Raw genomic sequence first — 15,216 nt, forward strand, 5'->3', positions numbered from 1 at the left:
CCGCACCACGATAACGGGTAGGGTCGTGCGGCCAAAAACCGAGCAGGTCAGACCGGCTGCGACAGCCGGTCTGACCTGTTCGGAAGCGGGGGTCCGGAAGAGCGTCAGTTCTTCTGGATCTGGTCGAAGCTCAGCTCGACCGGGGTCTCGCGACCGAAGATCTCGACGAGGCCCTTGACCTTCTTCGAGTCGGCGTTGATCTCGTTGATCGTCGCCTGCAGCGTCGCGAACGGGCCGTCGGTGACGGTGACGGAGTCGCCCACCTCGAAGTCCAGCACCTGGACCTCGACCTTGCGCTGCGGCGCGGGCTTGCCCTCGGCCGCGGCGGCCTCCTTGGCGGCCTTCTCCTCGGCCTCCGGGGCGAGCATCTTGACGATCTCGTCCAGCGTCAGCGGGTACGGGTCGTAGGCGTTGCCGACGAAGCCGGTGACACCGGGGGTGTTGCGGACGACGCCCCAGGACTCGTTCGTCAGGTCCATGCGCACGAGCACGTAGCCCGGGAGCTTGTTCTGGCGGACGTTCTTCCGCTCGCCGTTCTTGATCTGGACGATCTCTTCCTCGGGGACCTCGGCCTGGTAGATGAAGTCCTCGACGTTGAGCGAGACGGCGCGCTGCTCCAGGTTGGCCTTCACGCGCTTCTCGTAGCCCGCGTAGGTGTGGATGACGTACCACTCGCCGGGCAGACCGCGCAGCTCGTCGCGGAGGGCGGCGATCGGGTCGACCGGCTCCTCCTCGACCTCGGCCTCGTCGGCGTCGTCCTCGACGTGCACGGCGGCGGCCTCGGCGGGCTCGCCGGCCTCGGTGTCCTCGGCGTCGATCTCGTCGGCGCCGTCGGCGTTCTCGACGATGTCGACGGCGCCCTCGCCATCGGAGACGGCGGCAGCGTCGCCCTCGACCTCGGCCGGGACGGCCGCGTCCACGTCGGCCTCAGCGGCCGTGACGGGCTCGGCGGCGTCGTTCAGGTTCGGGTCAGACACGTGGCTGCTTCTTCCTGGCTTCAAGGGGTTGAACATGCGAAAGGGCACCCCGCTGAGGTGCCCTCCGCGGGATCAGCCGAAGACGTACCCGACGACTCGGTTGATTCCCAAGTCAATCACGGTTACGAGACCGATGATGATGACGACGAAGACGATCACCACGGTGGTGTACGTCGACAGCTGGCTGCGGGTGGGCCAGACGACCTTGCGGAGCTCCGCGACGACCTGGCGGTAGAAGAGCGCCATACGTGCGAGCGGGCCCTTCTTGCCGCGCTTACCGCCGCGACGGGGCTTCTTCTTGGATTCCGCTGCGTCGTCCTCGGAACGACCACGCTCAGGCATGTCGATGGAGCCCAGGGCGTCCGTCACTCGTCCTCACCTGAATCCGGGTCGTGGCCGTACAGCGTCCGGCCCGGCCGCACGGCGGTGCATTTCAGTACGTACGCGTGCACGCACTGCGGTGAAGAAGTGCGTGTAGCAGGGCCGGAGGGACTTGAACCCCCAACCGCTGGTTTTGGAGACCAGTGCTCTACCAATTGAGCTACGACCCTTTGTGCGTCCCCCAACCTACCTCATGTGTCCGGCGCACCAAGTGCGTGGAACGCGCTGCCCGGTTGGGAGCCAACGGTCAGCGAGTGTACGTGTTCCGAGGCCGGGCGTCGAACAGAAACGTCCCGGGCGGCGTCGGTGGAGCTCCGCGCCGGGTCGCCGGAGGTCTGCGACGATGCCGCCATGAGCGCTGCTTCCCCTTCAGAACCGACCGGCGCCGCGGGCGGAATCCGCCGCGTGTCCGCCCGTGTCGGGGCCATCTCCGAGTCCGCCACGCTCGCCGTCGACGCCAAGGCCAAGGCCCTGCGGGCCGCCGGCCGCCCGGTGATCGGGTTCGGCGCCGGGGAGCCCGATTTCCCCACGCCCGACTACATCGTCGAGGCGGCCGTCGCCGCCTGCCGCACGCCGAAGTACCACCGCTACAGCCCGGCCGGCGGGCTGCCCGAGCTGAAGTCGGCGATCGTCGCGAAGACCCGCCGCGATTCGGGATACGTGGTCGAACCGTCCGAGGTCCTGGTCACCAACGGCGGCAAGCAGGCGATCTACGAGGCGTTCGCCGCGCTGCTCGACCCGGGCGACGAAGTGATCGTCCCGGCGCCGTACTGGACGACGTACCCGGAGTCGATCCGGCTGGCCGGCGGCGTGCCCGTACCGGTGGTCGCCGATGAGACGACCGGGTACCGGGTGGGCGTCGAGCAGTTGGAGGCGGCGCGCACCGGGCGGACCAAGGTGCTGGTGTTCGTCTCGCCGTCGAACCCGACCGGCGCGGTGTACCCGCGCGAGCAGGTCGAGGCGATCGGCCGTTGGGCGGCGCGGCACGGGCTGTGGGTGCTGACCGACGAGATCTACGAACATCTCGTCTACGGCGACGCGGAGTTCTGCTCGCTTCCGGTGGCCGTGCCGGAGCTGCGGGACCGGTGCGTGGTGGTCAACGGCGTGGCGAAGACGTATGCGATGACCGGCTGGCGGGTGGGGTGGATGCTCGGGCCGAAGGACGTCGTCAAGGCGGCGACCAACCTCCAGTCGCACGCCACGTCCAACGTCGCGAACGTCTCGCAGGCGGCGGCGGTCGCCGCGCTGAGCGGCGACCTGACGGCCGTCGACGCGATGCGGACCGCCTTCGACCGGCGGCGCCGGAGCATCGTGCGGATGCTGAACGAGATCGACGGCGTGGTGTGCCCGGAGCCGGAGGGGGCGTTCTACGCGTATCCGTCGGTGAAGGGGCTGCTGGGCAAGGAGATCCGCGGGCGCCGGCCGGGCAGCAGCGCGGAGCTGGCGGAGCTGATCCTGGAGGAGGCGGAGGTCGCGGTCGTCCCGGGCGAGGCGTTCGGTACGCCGGGATATCTGCGGCTGTCGTACGCGCTCGGGGACGACGATCTCGCCGAGGGCGTGACGCGGATCCAGCAGCTGCTGGCCGAGGCGCGGTAGCCGCGCACGGGCCGTCCGTACGGGCCGCCGGGGCTTCCCGGCGGCCCGTACGCGTTTTCCCCGGTCAGCTCGTTCGGGGACCGGGCTACCGGCGTGGCGGGTGTGTGCGGCAAGATCGGTGAATGGAGAGCGTTCGTGACGTGCGTCAGCTGCCGAAGGCCCATCTGCACCTGCACTTCACGGGGTCGATGCGGAGCACGACCCTGCTGGAGCTGGCCGACAAGTACGGCGTCCATCTGCCCGAGGCGCTGCGTGGCGGGGAGCCGCCCAAGCTGCGGGCGACGGACGAACGCGGCTGGTTCCGCTTCCAGCGGCTGTACGACATCGCCCGGTCGTGTCTGCGGGCCCCCGAGGACATCCAGCGGCTGGTCCGCGAGGCCGCGCAGGAGGATGTCGCCGACGGCTCGGGCTGGCTGGAGATCCAGGTCGACCCGACGTCGTACGCGCCCCGGCTGGGCGGGCTGATCCCGGCGCTGGAGATCATCCTGGACGCGGTGCGCGCCGCCTCGCAGGAGACCGGGCTGGGGATGCGGGTGGTGATCGCCGCCAACCGCATGAAGCACCCGCTGGACGCCCGGACGCTGGCCCGGCTCGCGGTGCGCTACGCGGATCAGGGCGTCATCGGGTTCGGGCTGTCCAACGACGAACGCCGGGGTTTCGCACGGGACTTCGACCGGGCCTTCGCCATCGCGCGCGAGGGCGGGCTGCTGGCGGCGCCGCACGGCGGGGAGCTGTCGGGCCCGGCGAGCGTGCGGGACTGCCTGGACGATCTGCACGCCGGGCGGGTCGGCCACGGGGTGCGCGCCGCGGAGGACCCGGTGCTGCTGCGGCGGCTGGCGGAGCGCGGGGTGACGTGCGAGGTGTGTCCGGCGTCCAACGTGGCGCTGGGGGTGTACGAGAAGCAGGAGGACGTGCCGCTGCGGACGCTCTTCGCGGCCGGCGTGCCGGTGGCGCTGGGCGCCGACGACCCGCTGCTGTTCGGTGCGCGGCTGGCCGCGCAGTACGACATCGCGCGGCGGACGCACGGCTTCACGGACGCCGAGCTGGCGGAGCTGGCCCGGCAGTCGGTGCGCGGTTCGCGGGCGCCGCAGCCGGAGCGGGAGCGGCTGCTGGCGGGGATCGACGCCTGGCTGGCGGGCCCCGGCTGAGGCGGGGCGGGCGGCCGGCACGCGGGCACGCCCGACGGCCCGACGGCCCGACGGCCCGGGGCATCCGGGCCGCCGACGGCCGTCTCAGAGGCTGACGCCGACCGTCACCGGCTCGTTGACGAGGGTGACGCCGAAGGCCGCGTGGACGCCGTCGCGGACCTCGCGGGCGAGGGCGAGCAGGTCCTCGGTGGTGGCCTCGCCGCGGTTGGTGAGGGCGAGGGTGTGCTTGGTGGAGATGCGGGCCGGGCCGGTGCCGTAGCCCTTGGGGAAACCGGCCTTGTCGATCAGCCAGGCCGCGGAGGTCTTCACCAGGCCGTCGCCGGCGGGGAAGGCGGGCGGGGCGGTGTCGGGGCCGAGGCGGTCGTGGACGCGGGCGACGAACGCGGCGTGTTCGGCCTCGGTCAGCACGGGGTTGGTGAAGAAGGAGCCGGCGGACCAGGTGTCGTGGTCGTCCGCGTCCAGGACCATGCCCTTACCGGCGCGCAGGGCGAGGACGGTGGCCCGGGCGGTGGCCGCGGGCACGCGCTGACCGGCCTCGACGCCGAGCACCCGGGCCGTCTCGGGGTACTTCAGCGGTGCGGAGAGCCCGCCGGCGTCCTCCAGGGCGAAGCGGACGCGCAGCACGACGTAGCGGTCCGGCGCGGCCTTGAAGCGGCTGTGCCGGTAGGAGAAGGCGCACTCGGCGTTGGTGAGGGTGACCGTCTCCTCGGCGCGCCGGTCGTAGGCGACGACCTCGGTGATCGTCGCGGAGACCTCCTGGCCGTACGCGCCGACGTTCTGGATCGGGGTGGCGCCGGCCGAGCCGGGGATCCCGGCGAGGCATTCGATCCCGGCCAGACCCGCCTCGACGGTGCGGGCGACGGCGTCGGACCAGTTCTCACCGGCGGCCAGCTCCAGGCGGGTGCCGTCGAGGGTGAGGCCGCGGGTGGCGATGCGCAGGGCGGTGCCGTCGAAGCCCTTGTCGCCGATGACGAGGTTGGAGCCGCCGCCGATGATCAGCAGCGGGGTCCCGGCGGCGTCGGCCTCCCGGACGGCGGCGATCACCTCGTCGTCCGTGACGGCGGTGATCAGTCGGTTCGCCGGGCCGCCGAGCCGGAAGGTGGTCAGCGGGGCGAGCGGGGCTTGGTGTTCCTCGTGGCGTTCCTGCACGCGCCCAAGGGTACGGGGGCGGCCCGGCAGCGGCCGCCCCCGTGGGTGTCCGCTCAGGCGAGGCGGACCACGGCGCGGGACATGCCCAGCACCTTCTGGCCGCCGCTCGTCGCGGTGAGGTCGACGCGGACGGTACGGGCCTCGTCGTCGAGCTTGGCCGCGACCTTGCCGCTGACCTCGATGACCGCGCCGGTGTCGTCATTGGGGACGACCACGGGCTTGGTGAAGCGGACGCCGTACTCGGCGACGGCCGCCGGGTCACCTGCCCAGTCGGTGACGACACGGGCGGCCTCGGCCATGGTGAACATGCCGTGCGCGATGACGTCCGGCAGCCCGACCTCCTTGGCGAACTTCTCGTTCCAGTGGATCGGGTTGAAGTCGCCGGAGGCGCCCGCGTAGCGGACGAGGGTGGCGCGGGTCACCGGGAAGGTCTGCGCCGGGAGTTCGGTGCCGACCTCGACGTCGTCGTAGGAGATCTTCGCGGTCATGTCAGGCCTCCTCGACGGCGCGGGCGACGAGCTTGGTGGTGGCGGTCACGACGTGCTCGCCGTTCTCGTCGTGGACGTCGCCGCGGATGTCGATGATGTCGTTGCCGGCCATCGACTTGATCGCCTCGATGGTGGAGGTGACGGTGAGCCGGTCACCGGCGCGCACGGGGCGGGTGTAGGCGAATTTCTGGTCGCCGTGCACCACGCGGCTGTAGTCCAGACCGAGTTGCGGGTCCTCGATCACCTGACCCGCGGCCTGGAAAGTGATGGCGAACACAAACGTCGGCGGGGCGATCACCTCGGGGTGGCCGAGCGCCTTGGCCGCTTCGGTGTCGGTGTACACGGGATTCCGATCACCGATCGCCTCGGCGAATTCCCGGATCTTTTCCCGCCCGACCTCATACGGGTCGGTGGGCGGGTACGTACGACCGATGAATGACGGATCGAGCGCCATTGGCTCGCAACCTCCCTGACTACTGGGGTGATAACGCCGTAAGGCCGCCCCCATTATCTGGGGACGGCCTCACGTACGAGCCTGTGTTATCGCGTCTCGCGGTGCGCGGTGTGCGAGTTGCAACGGGGGCAGTGCTTCTTCATCTCAAGACGGTCCGGGTCGTTACGCCGGTTCTTCTTGGTGATGTAGTTCCGCTCCTTGCACTCCACGCAGGCCAGCGTGATCTTCGGGCGGACGTCGGTGGCAGCCACGTGAGTGCTCCTTGACGGACGGACGGACGGATGAACGCATAAAAGAGTAGCCGATCGAAGGACCGACCCCACAATCGGCTACTGTTAGTAGCGGTGACCGGACTTGAACCGGTGACACAGCGATTATGAGCCGCTTGCTCTACCGACTGAGCTACACCGCTGCGATGCGAAGGGAACCTCGCCCGAAGGCGAGGAAACCTCACACCAGAGCCCCAATACGGAATCGAACCGTAGACCTTCTCCTTACCATGGAGACGCTCTGCCGACTGAGCTATTGGGGCGAGCGATGAAGACATTACACGGCCCGCCGCCAAACGTGAAATCCGTATCCGGGTGGCGCCCGCCGCGGCGGCCCGCACCACGCCGGTACGACTATTCCGCACCTGCGCGGGACGCCCGGGGGCGCGTCCTAGGCTCGGACCACGCTGCGTGATCTTGCACGCCCGTGGCTTCGAGGAGCGCGATGTCCGACAGCAGTTCACCGCAGCCGTCCCCGCGGCCGGGCAAGCCGGACGGCGGCTCCGACGCCGGCGCCCTGGCCCTGTGCGGCGCCCGGCTCGCCGACGGCCGCACGGTGGACGTACGGCTCGGCGGTGGCCGGATCGAGGCGGTCGGAACGGCCGGGGCGCTGGCCCCGCAGGGCTCCCGGGTCGATCTCTCCGGCTATCTGCTGCTCCCGGCACCCGCCGAACCGCACGCGCACTGCGACACGGCGCTCACCGCGGACGCGGCGGGCCCGGCGTCCGACTCCCCCGACGACGTCCAGCGGCGCACCACCGAGGCGGCGCTGCTCCAGCTCGGGCACGGTGCGACCGCCTCACGCACCCATGTCCGGGTCGGCGGGGTGCGGGGGCTGCGGGCGCTGGAGGCGGTGCTCAAGGCGCGGCGGTCACTGCGGGGGCTGGCGGATCTGTCGGCGGTGGCGGTGCCGCGGGTGCTGACCGGGGTGGCGGGTGCGGACGGGCTGGCGATGTTGCGGGACGCGGTGGCGATGGGCGCCTCGGTGGTCGGCGGCTGTCCGGATCTGGACCCCGACCCGGCCGGGCACGTCGAGGCGGTGCTGGGGGTGGCGGCGGAGCACGGCGCCCCGGTGGATCTGCACACGGACGGCGACGATCCGGCGCGGCTGGCCCGGCTGGCGGCGATGGCCGGCGGGCTGCGGCCCGGGGTGGCGATCGGGCCGTGCGCCGGGATGGCCCGGATGCCGCGGAGCGTGGCGGGCCGGGTCGCCGAGCAGCTCGCGGCGGCGGAGGTCACCGTCGTCTGCCTGCCGCAGGGCGACTGCGCGGCGCTGGAGCGGTACGGGTCCCGGGTGGCCCGGCCCGCGCCCGTACGGCTGCTGCGGGCGGCGGGTGTACGGGTGGCGGCGGGCAGCGGCGCCCTGCGGGACGCGGCGAACCCGGTGGGCCGCGGCGATCCCCTGGAGGCGGCGTATCTGCTGGCCTCCCTGGGAGAGGCCACCCCGGAAGCCGCGTACGAGGCGGTGAGCGGCGCGGCACGGGCGGTCCAGGGGCTGCCGGAGGTCCGCGTCGAGGCGGGCTTCCCCGCGGAACTGCTGGCGGTACGGGGCGAGCGGATCGCCGGGGTGCTGTCGCTGGCGTACAGCCGGGTGGTGATCCACCGGGGTCGGGTGGTGGCCCGGACCAGCGCGGTACGGGAGTACTGCGACGCGGCGGTCGCGGTGGCACTGGATCTGCCCCGGCAGTCGCAGCGGTGAGGGCGGGCTCGGGCCCTGTCGGAGCGGGGCGGTAGGGAGCGGGGCGGGGCGGGCGTTCAGGGAGCCTTCCTGAAGGAAGCGGGGCCGGGCGGGCCCGGACGTTCAGGCAGGCTTCCTGCTGAAAACCGGCGGGAGCGGGCGCTCAGGGGGCCTCTCCGAGGGATGCCGGGCAGGAGCAGGTGCTCGTTCAGGCAGGCTTCCTGATGCTTGCCCAGCACGCCTGCCCCGTAGTGGGTTTCGCCCGTGCGGGCCCGGGGCGGGCGCGGGGGCGTCGCGGCGGGCGGGTTTCCGGGCGGGGTCGTTTACGGTCGGCGGCATGCGCATTGTCATCGCAGGTGGACATGGTCGGATCGCGCTGCGGCTGGAGCGGTTGCTCGCCGGGCGCGGGGACGAGGTGGCCGGGATCATCCGCCGGCCGGAGCAGGCGGGTGACCTGCTGGCGGCGGGGGCCGAGCCGGTGGTGTGCGATCTGGAGTCGGCGTCGGTGGCGGACGTGGCGCGGCATCTGGAGGACGCGGACGCCGCGGTGTTCGCCGCGGGTGCGGGGCCGGGCAGCGGCGCGGCCCGTAAGGACACCGTGGACCGCGGTGCGGCGGCACTGTTCGCCGATGCGGCGGAGGCGGCGGGGGTCCAGCGGTTCGTGGTGGTCTCGTCGATGGGCGCGGACCGGGAACCGCCGGAGGGCACCGACCCGGTGTTCGCCGCGTATCTTCGGGCCAAGGGCGCAGCCGACGCGGACGTACGGGCGCGGGCCGGGCTCGACTGGACGATCCTGCGCCCCGGGCGGCTGACGGACGACGCGGGGACGGGCCTGGTGGCGCTGGCGGAGTCGACGGGCCGGGCGGAGGTGACCCGCGACGACGTCGCGGCGACCCTGCTGGCCCTGCTGGACGCGCCCGGCACCGCACACCGCACACTGGAGCTGATCAACGGCGCAACGCCGGTCGCGGAGGCGGTACGGGCGGTGGCCGGGGACTGATCCGGGGGGGGGCGCCTGCCGGCACCGGCGGGCATCGGCCGGCACCTGCCGGCACCGGCGGGCCCGGTCGGTGTCGGGGCCCCGGTCGAGGCCCCGCCGGGCGCGCCGGACCGCCTCGTCACGTCGCCGGGCCACCCGGGCATCACCGCGCCCCAGCCGCCCGCGCCGCCGCCGACCGGAATCCCGTCAGCCTCCCGGACGGATCTGCGGATGGATCTGTATCTTCCGTCCCGTCCCGGCCCGGAAGGTGTCCAGGGCGGTGGTGAAGTCGGCGAGACCGAAGCGGTGGGTGAGCATCGTGTCGGCGTCGATGACGCCCTTGGCCATGAGGTCGACGGCGCGGCCGAAGCTGTGGAGGACGGCCATCGAACCGACGATGGTGATCTCGTCGTTGTAGACCTGGAACGGGGAGAACGCGGCCTTGGCCGCCGACGGAGCGACGCCGAACTGCTGGAACGTGCCGCCGCGGCGCACCCGGGTGAGGCCGTCCTCGATGGCGGGGATCGCGCCGGTGCAGTCGATGACCGTCTCCCAGCCGCCGGGGCGTGCCAGCGCCCCGGCGTCGGTGGCGGTGGCGTCGGCGCCGAGGCGGGCGGCGACGGCGAGCCGGCCCTCGTTGACGTCGACGACCGAGAGGGAGGCGGCTCCGGCGGCGCGCGCGAGCTGGAGCATCATCAGGCCCATCGTCCCGGCGCCGTAGATCAGGTAGTGGTCGCCGAGGCGGCGCGGCAGGACGTCGAAGCCGCGGACCGCGCAGGACAGCGGCTCGATGAGGGTGCCCTGGACGGTGTCGACGCTCTCGGGGAGCCGGTAGCAGTTGGCGGCGGGCACCTTGACGTACTCGGCCATCGCTCCGTCGACGGTGTCGCCGATGGCGCCCCAGCGCTCGCAGAGGTTGCCGCGGCCGATGGCGCAGAAGCGGCAGGCACCGCAGAACAGCGAGGGGTCGACGGCAACCCGTGTGCCGGTGGGCAGCCCCGTCACCCCCTCGCCCAGGGCGACGACCTCGCCGGTGAACTCGTGCCCGGGGATGATCGGGTACGGGGTGGGCGCGAACTCGCCCTCGACGATGTGCACATCGGTCCCGCAGATGCCGACGGCCGCGGGCGCCACGACGACCTCGCCGGGCCCGGGCGTCGGGTCGTCGACGGTGGTGAGGGTGTGGGTACCGGGCGTTTCGACGACGACGGCGCGCATGGGTCGGCCTCTCTCGTGGCGGGTGCAGTGGTGGCAGGGCGGTGCGGGGCGGTGCGGGGCGGTGCGGGGCGGTGCGGGGCGGTGCGGGGCGGTGCGGGGCGGTGCGGGGCGGTGCGGGGCGGTGCGGGGCGGTGCGGGGCCTTCAGGTCGGCGGGGCGGCGGGGGTGACGGTGCGGACCTCGACGCCGAGATCGCGGGCGACGCGCAGCTCGTCGGCGGGCGCACGGTCGTCGGTGACCAGCAGGTCGTACCCGCCGACGTCGCCGTAGCCGTAGGGGGCGGTGCGGCCGAACTTGCGGTGGCCGACGGCGAGTACGGCGCGGTCGGCGCAGTGGAGGTAGGCGCGTTTGTTGTCGGCGTACTCGCGGACCGGGTGGTAGAGCCGTCCGTCGCTGATCGAGGTGGCGGTGACGAAGGCGACGGCGGCGCGCAGACCGCGCAGCTCGCGCCGGGAGCGGGGGCCCGCGCAGGACTCGAAGTCCTCGTGGAACCGCCCGCCCAGCAGGGTGACCTCGGTGGACGAGCCGGACAACAGGTAGGCCACGCGCAGGGAGTTGGTGATGACGTGCAGGCCCTCGACGGCGGCCAGGCGGCGGGCGAGCGGGAAGAGCGTGGAGCCGCAGTCGACGAGGACCGTGCTGCCCGGGGCGACCTCCTCGACCAGCGCGTCGGCGAGCGCCGTCTTGGTGTCGAGGTCGGCGTGCTCACGGAAGCGGACCGCGCTCTCCATGGTGACGACGGGGAAGGCGGTGGCCACCCCGCGGCCCTTGTGGAGGAGTTGGCGCTCGGTGAGGTTGTCGAGGTCACGGTGGATCGTCATCACGCTGACGCCCAGGCGCTCGGCGAGATCGGCTATCCGTATCTCGCCCTCGTCGGCGACCTGGCGCAGCACCGTCCGGCGGCGCTGCTCCACCTCCGCCTCCGACCCACGGCTCGGTCGCATGGCCGGCCGCCCCCCTTCGCTGGCTCGACGCGTTCCCCCGGAACGTCGCTCACGGCTTCCTTCGACGATAAGGCGCGGCCCGCGAAAGCCACACACTTTATGTGAAGTTCAGGGAATTCTCGGGGCTTCCCCCGAGGGGTTACGCCCCGCCTCTCAGGGGCTCCTCAGGGGCGGGCGGCGGGGCCCGGCCATCGGTGGTGTGATGGAGGGAGAAAACGGCACGAGAGGGGCGGAGGGGAGCCGCTCCGGGAGCGCCGCCGGGGGGATGTCGCGGTGCTCCGCCACCCGGAAGGAGGCTGTCATGCCCGGCACACGCGACGCGGCCGGTCCGCTGCGCGCCCAGGACATCATGACCGGCGGGGCGCACTGCGTCGGCGCCCACGAGACGCTGCACGCGGCGGCGCGGATGATGCGCGACATGGACGTCGGTTGCCTGCCCATCTGCGGCGACAACAACCGGCTCATCGGCATGATCACCGACCGCGACATCGTCGTCCGCTGCTGCGCCGACAACATCGACCCGGCGACGGTGCAGGCCGGGACGTTGGAGGGTCCGATCCACTGGATCGATGCGGCGGCGGGCGCCAGGGAAGTGCTCGACACCATGGAGAAGCATCGGATCAAGCGCCTCCCGGTGATCGATGTCCGCGCGGGCCACCGCCTGGTCGGCATGATCACCGAGGCGGACCTCGCGAAGAACCTCAGCGAGGCCCAGGTGGCCGAGTTCGCGGGGCGGGTGTACGCGACCGCCTGAGGAGGGAGCGGCGGGCGCGCGGTGCGGCGTACGGCCGCCGCCGTGGCCCCGGGGGCATCGCCCCGGGCTCACCCAGCCGCCCCGTAACCGCATTGCCGCGCCCTCCGGGTAAGCGCATGGCCGCGCCCTCCGGGTATCCGCATGGCCGCGCCCCCAGGCCGTAGCATCCGGCCATGACCACACCGGAATTCACCCGCCGATGCGCCGAAATCACCCACCAGACCGCGGAGTTGAGGCGGCTCGTCGAGTCCGCCGACGCCCTCACGCCCGTCCCCGCCTGCCCGGGTTGGCACCTGGGGCAGCTGGTGCGGCACGTCGGCGGTGCGCACCGCTGGGTCGAGGAGATCATCCGGACCCGCGCCACCCAGGAGGTCCCTGACGACCTGGTGAACGCGGTCGCGCCGCGCCGGGCCGAGGACATGGCCGCCCTGGGCGCCTGGCTCGACGAGGGCGCCGGGCGGCTGGTGGAGCAGCTGCACGCGGCCGGGCCCGGCGCCCGGGTGTGGACGGTGCTGCCCGACGAAACGTCCCCGGCGTTCTGGGCCCGGCGGATGGCGGGCGAAACGCTCGTCCACCGGGCGGACGCGGCACTCGCCGTCGGCGCGGAGTTCACTGCCACCGACGAGGCGGCACGCGACGCGGTCGACGAGTGGCTGTCCTTCTGCGACCACCCGGAGGCCTACGCGCCGCTCCCGGACTCCCCCGCCGTCCTCGGCCCGGGCCGCACCCTCACGTTCGACACGGCGCCGGCAGCCCCGGACGCGGCCGACGGCGGCCCCTCCCCCGACGGCGGGGGCCCGGCCGTCCCCGGCCGCTGGTCCATCGACCTGACCGGCGACGTCCCCGTCCTCCACCGCACCGCGGCACCGGCCGCCGTCACCGTCCGCGCCGCCCCGACGGCCCTCCTGCTCTTCCTCTACGGGCGTCCGCTCCCCGAGGGCGCGCTCGGCATCACCGGCGACCGGGGACTGCTCACGCTGTGGCGGGACCGTGCGGCGTTCTGGCTGGCCTGACGCGTGCGGTGGCCCGTGGCGTCCCGGCACCGGCGCGCCCGGACGGCGGCGGCGCGGACGGGTGAACACTCCCCGTGGCGTGCGCCCGTTACGTCATAACGAGAGGGTTATGGATCGGGTCGGGAAGCAGATCAAAGATCCCTTGTTGGTGGTACGGCGCCTCAGCAGACTGATGTGCGTACCGAACGAAACCACCTCACGGGGGAAGGAAAGATTCGTATGCCCACCCTGTTCAAGAAGGCCGCCGCCGCTGTCGCGGTGACCGCCGGTCTGCTCTCCGCCTCGGCCGCCGCCACGCCGGCCGTCGCCGCGACCGCCGGAGGGGTCCACACCGCGAACGTCCTCAACTGCACCACGTACACCGAGGGCAGCCACCTGGCGATCGCCGACTGCACCAACAACACCAACCAGCGCGTCGCCTTCCGTGTGACGGCCGTGTGCGGCTGGGCCCCCGACGGCAAGGGGAACTGGGTCAGCCTCGACCCGGGCCAGCGCGGTAAGTCCGGCTTCCCCTGCGGCGGTACCGGCGTCGGCAGCGCGAGCTGGGAAGAAGGCTGATCGGTCGGGCCGGCCGCAGCGGTCGCGACTGACCCGTTCGGGTAACTGAACCCGTTCAGGCAAACGAAAACCCCCTCCGAACTGCTGTGATGCAGTTCGGAGGGGGTTTCCTCCACTGTGGCGGCGCCAGGATTCGAACCTGGGAAGGCGAAGCCGGCAGATTTACAGTCTGCTCCCTTTGGCCGCTCGGGCACACCGCCAGGGTTTGCTGCCGGAGATCCGCTTGCTGCGGCGCTCGGTGGCAACGACGTAAACCATACCTGATGGCGGGGGGTGCTCCGCCACTCGGTTCACGCGGCCGGGGTCGTGGGTGACGGGGCCGCCTCCTCTAGGCTGGCGGGGCGGTCCGGGACGGGCCGTTTCCCTGACGGACCTATCCACGAGGAGCCAACTGACCATGGCCGACTCCAGTTTCGACATCGTCTCGAAGGTCGAGCGGGTGGAGGTCGACAACGCCCTCACCCAGACCGCCAAGGAGATCTCGCAGCGCTACGACTTCAAGGGCGTGGGCGCGTCGATCGAGTGGTCGGGCGAGAAGATCGAGATGCGTGCCGACTCCGAAGGCCGGGCGGCGGCCGTCCTCGACATCTTCCAGACCAAGCTGGTCAAGCGTGGGGTCTCGCTGAAGGCGCTGGACGCGGGCGAGCCGCAGCTCTCCGGCAAGATGTACAAGATCTTCGCCTCCATCCAGGAGGGCATCTCGCAGGAGAACGCCAAGAAGGTCGCCAAGATGATCCGCGACGAGGGCCCGAAGGGCGTCAAGGCGCAGGTCCAGGGCGATGAACTGCGGGTCAGCTCGAAGAGCCGCGACGACCTCCAGGCCGTCCAGCAGCTGCTGAAGGGCAAGGACCTGGACTTCGCGATCCAGTTCGTGAACTACCGGTAGTCACCGGCGTACGACGGCGGGCCGGGCCCCCGTCGACGGAGCACACGCAGCAACCGGGTGGGGCGGCGGGCCGTGGGCGCGCCGCCCCACCGGCGCTCACGGCGTCGCCCGGCCGCCAGGCGCGACGGCTCGCCCGGCCTCGTGCGCGCGGCGGAGGCGGGAGCGTCCGCGGCCCGTCCCGTTCCGCGGGGCCCGCACCGTTCCGTTCCGCAGGGCCGCGCCATTCCGGGAGGCCCGCGCCGGCCGCCGAGGTGGTCAGCGGGTGGCGAAGGGCTCGTCCGTGGGGACGATCTCGCGGCCGAGGGGCATCAGGGAGATCGGGATCATCTTGAAGTTGGCGATGCCGAACGGGATGCCGATGATCGTGACGCAGAGGGCGATGCCGGTGCAGATGTGGCCGAGCGCCAGCCACCAGCCCGCGAAGATGATCCAGATGACGTTGCCGATCGTGGATCCGGCGCCCGCGTCCCGGCGCTCGACGGTGGTACGGCCGAAGGGCCAGAGCGCATAGCCCGCGATGCGGAAGGACGCGATGCCGAACGGGATCGTGACGATCAGGACGCAGCAGATGATTCCCGCGAGGACATAGCCGAGGGCCAGCCAGAAGCCGCTGAGGACCAACCAGATGACGTTGAGGATGAGCTTCATGATCGACAGCCTTCCACGGCGGGGCGACAGAGGTACGCCCGGGTAGACGCGGCGGCCGGTGGGAAACGTTGCGACGC

General features: G+C 72.4%; 17 protein-coding genes and 4 tRNA genes. 8 read left to right on the plus strand and 13 right to left on the minus strand.

The genetic code is table 11. From position 1 onward, the window contains the following. Positions 1-104: 104 nt before the first annotated feature. The 3 genes from nusG to ACF1BH_RS18600 all read right to left on the minus strand — a co-directional run bounded on the left by nusG (position 105) and on the right by ACF1BH_RS18600 (position 1,528). Positions 105-977, minus strand: a complete 873-nt coding sequence (gene nusG / locus ACF1BH_RS18590; RefSeq protein WP_391643530.1) for a transcription termination/antitermination protein NusG — start codon at positions 975-977, stop codon at positions 105-107. Positions 978-1,049: 72 nt separating this feature from the next. Further along, positions 1,050-1,346, minus strand: coding sequence for a preprotein translocase subunit SecE (gene secE, locus ACF1BH_RS18595; RefSeq protein ID WP_391643531.1), 297 nt, complete (start codon positions 1,344-1,346; stop codon positions 1,050-1,052). A gap of 109 nt (positions 1,347-1,455) precedes the next feature. Then, positions 1,456-1,528 (minus strand) — tRNA-Trp (locus ACF1BH_RS18600). Between the two features lie 181 nt (positions 1,529-1,709). On the opposite strand from ACF1BH_RS18600, the gene ACF1BH_RS18605 reads away from it, so the two are divergent. Together ACF1BH_RS18605 and ACF1BH_RS18610 are read left to right on the plus strand one after the other, a co-directional pair. Further along, positions 1,710-2,954 (plus strand): pyridoxal phosphate-dependent aminotransferase, encoded by a 1,245-nt coding sequence (locus ACF1BH_RS18605; RefSeq protein WP_391643532.1) that lies wholly within the window; start codon positions 1,710-1,712, stop codon positions 2,952-2,954. Positions 2,955-3,076: 122 nt separating this feature from the next. Next, positions 3,077-4,102, plus strand: coding sequence for an adenosine deaminase (locus tag ACF1BH_RS18610; protein WP_391643533.1), 1,026 nt, complete (start codon positions 3,077-3,079; stop codon positions 4,100-4,102). A gap of 84 nt (positions 4,103-4,186) precedes the next feature. Here ACF1BH_RS18610 and ACF1BH_RS18615 read toward each other — a convergent pair whose 3' ends face one another. From ACF1BH_RS18615 to ACF1BH_RS18640, 6 genes are all read right to left on the minus strand, one after another. After that, positions 4,187-5,251 carry a UDP-N-acetylmuramate dehydrogenase gene (locus ACF1BH_RS18615; RefSeq protein WP_391643534.1) on the minus strand — a complete coding sequence of 355 codons (1,065 nt, stop codon included), beginning with the start codon at positions 5,249-5,251 and terminating at the stop codon, positions 4,187-4,189. A gap of 53 nt (positions 5,252-5,304) precedes the next feature. Then, a complete protein-coding gene (locus ACF1BH_RS18620) occupies positions 5,305-5,739 on the minus strand; it encodes a MaoC family dehydratase (RefSeq protein WP_391643535.1) in 435 nt (144 codons plus the stop codon). A 1-nt stretch (position 5,740) separates the two neighbouring features. Further along, the gene (locus ACF1BH_RS18625; RefSeq protein WP_391643536.1) at positions 5,741-6,193 is read right to left on the minus strand and encodes a MaoC family dehydratase N-terminal domain-containing protein; all 453 of its coding nucleotides are present in this window, start codon (positions 6,191-6,193) and stop codon (positions 5,741-5,743) included. A gap of 86 nt (positions 6,194-6,279) precedes the next feature. After that, a complete protein-coding gene (rpmG, locus tag ACF1BH_RS18630; RefSeq protein ID WP_006604855.1) occupies positions 6,280-6,444 on the minus strand; it encodes a 50S ribosomal protein L33 in 165 nt (54 codons plus the stop codon). A gap of 88 nt (positions 6,445-6,532) precedes the next feature. After that, a tRNA-Met gene (locus ACF1BH_RS18635) sits at positions 6,533-6,605 on the minus strand. Between the two features lie 47 nt (positions 6,606-6,652). Continuing rightward, positions 6,653-6,725: transfer RNA gene (locus ACF1BH_RS18640), tRNA-Thr, on the minus strand. Positions 6,726-6,907: 182 nt separating this feature from the next. Between ACF1BH_RS18640 and ACF1BH_RS18645 the strand changes: the two genes are divergently transcribed. After that, entirely contained in the window at positions 6,908-8,161 is a 1,254-nt protein-coding gene (locus ACF1BH_RS18645; RefSeq protein ID WP_391643537.1) for an amidohydrolase family protein, read from the plus strand. 316 nt (positions 8,162-8,477) lie between these two features. Further along, on the plus strand, positions 8,478-9,140 hold the full coding sequence (locus tag ACF1BH_RS18650; RefSeq protein ID WP_391643538.1) for an NAD(P)H-binding protein: 663 nt from the start codon (positions 8,478-8,480) through the stop codon (positions 9,138-9,140). Between the two features lie 186 nt (positions 9,141-9,326). On the opposite strand, the gene ACF1BH_RS18655 is transcribed toward ACF1BH_RS18650, so the two are convergent. Both ACF1BH_RS18655 and ACF1BH_RS18660 read right to left on the minus strand, forming a co-directional pair. Beyond that, complete coding sequence (locus ACF1BH_RS18655) at positions 9,327-10,337, minus strand: zinc-dependent alcohol dehydrogenase family protein (protein ID WP_391643539.1); 1,011 nt, start codon at positions 10,335-10,337, stop codon at positions 9,327-9,329. Positions 10,338-10,479: 142 nt separating this feature from the next. Then, positions 10,480-11,280: a DeoR/GlpR family DNA-binding transcription regulator gene (locus ACF1BH_RS18660; protein ID WP_391643540.1), complete on the minus strand. Its 801-nt coding sequence runs from the start codon at positions 11,278-11,280 to the stop codon at positions 10,480-10,482. A gap of 301 nt (positions 11,281-11,581) precedes the next feature. Between ACF1BH_RS18660 and ACF1BH_RS18665 the strand changes: the two genes are divergently transcribed. The 3 genes from ACF1BH_RS18665 to ACF1BH_RS18675 all read left to right on the plus strand — a co-directional run bounded on the left by ACF1BH_RS18665 (position 11,582) and on the right by ACF1BH_RS18675 (position 13,605). After that, positions 11,582-12,034 carry a CBS domain-containing protein gene (locus ACF1BH_RS18665; protein WP_391643541.1) on the plus strand — a complete coding sequence of 151 codons (453 nt, stop codon included), beginning with the start codon at positions 11,582-11,584 and terminating at the stop codon, positions 12,032-12,034. Between the two features lie 173 nt (positions 12,035-12,207). Beyond that, complete coding sequence (locus ACF1BH_RS18670; protein ID WP_391643542.1) at positions 12,208-13,047, plus strand: maleylpyruvate isomerase family mycothiol-dependent enzyme; 840 nt, start codon at positions 12,208-12,210, stop codon at positions 13,045-13,047. A gap of 219 nt (positions 13,048-13,266) precedes the next feature. After that, positions 13,267-13,605 (plus strand): hypothetical protein, encoded by a 339-nt coding sequence (locus ACF1BH_RS18675; RefSeq protein ID WP_391643543.1) that lies wholly within the window; start codon positions 13,267-13,269, stop codon positions 13,603-13,605. Positions 13,606-13,723: 118 nt separating this feature from the next. Here the strand turns inward: ACF1BH_RS18675 and ACF1BH_RS18680 are convergent. Continuing rightward, positions 13,724-13,805, minus strand: a tRNA-Tyr gene (locus ACF1BH_RS18680). A 197-nt stretch (positions 13,806-14,002) separates the two neighbouring features. On the opposite strand from ACF1BH_RS18680, the gene ACF1BH_RS18685 reads away from it, so the two are divergent. After that, positions 14,003-14,491 (plus strand): YajQ family cyclic di-GMP-binding protein, encoded by a 489-nt coding sequence (locus tag ACF1BH_RS18685; protein ID WP_391643544.1) that lies wholly within the window; start codon positions 14,003-14,005, stop codon positions 14,489-14,491. Between the two features lie 255 nt (positions 14,492-14,746). On the opposite strand, the gene ACF1BH_RS18690 is transcribed toward ACF1BH_RS18685, so the two are convergent. Continuing rightward, positions 14,747-15,139 (minus strand): YccF domain-containing protein, encoded by a 393-nt coding sequence (locus ACF1BH_RS18690; RefSeq protein WP_391643545.1) that lies wholly within the window; start codon positions 15,137-15,139, stop codon positions 14,747-14,749. Positions 15,140-15,216 lie beyond the last annotated feature (77 nt).

The sequence above is a fragment of the Streptomyces sp. NPDC014733 genome (genome assembly GCF_043083385.1).
In the GTDB taxonomy this organism is placed as follows: Bacteria; Actinomycetota; Actinomycetes; order Streptomycetales; family Streptomycetaceae; genus Streptomyces.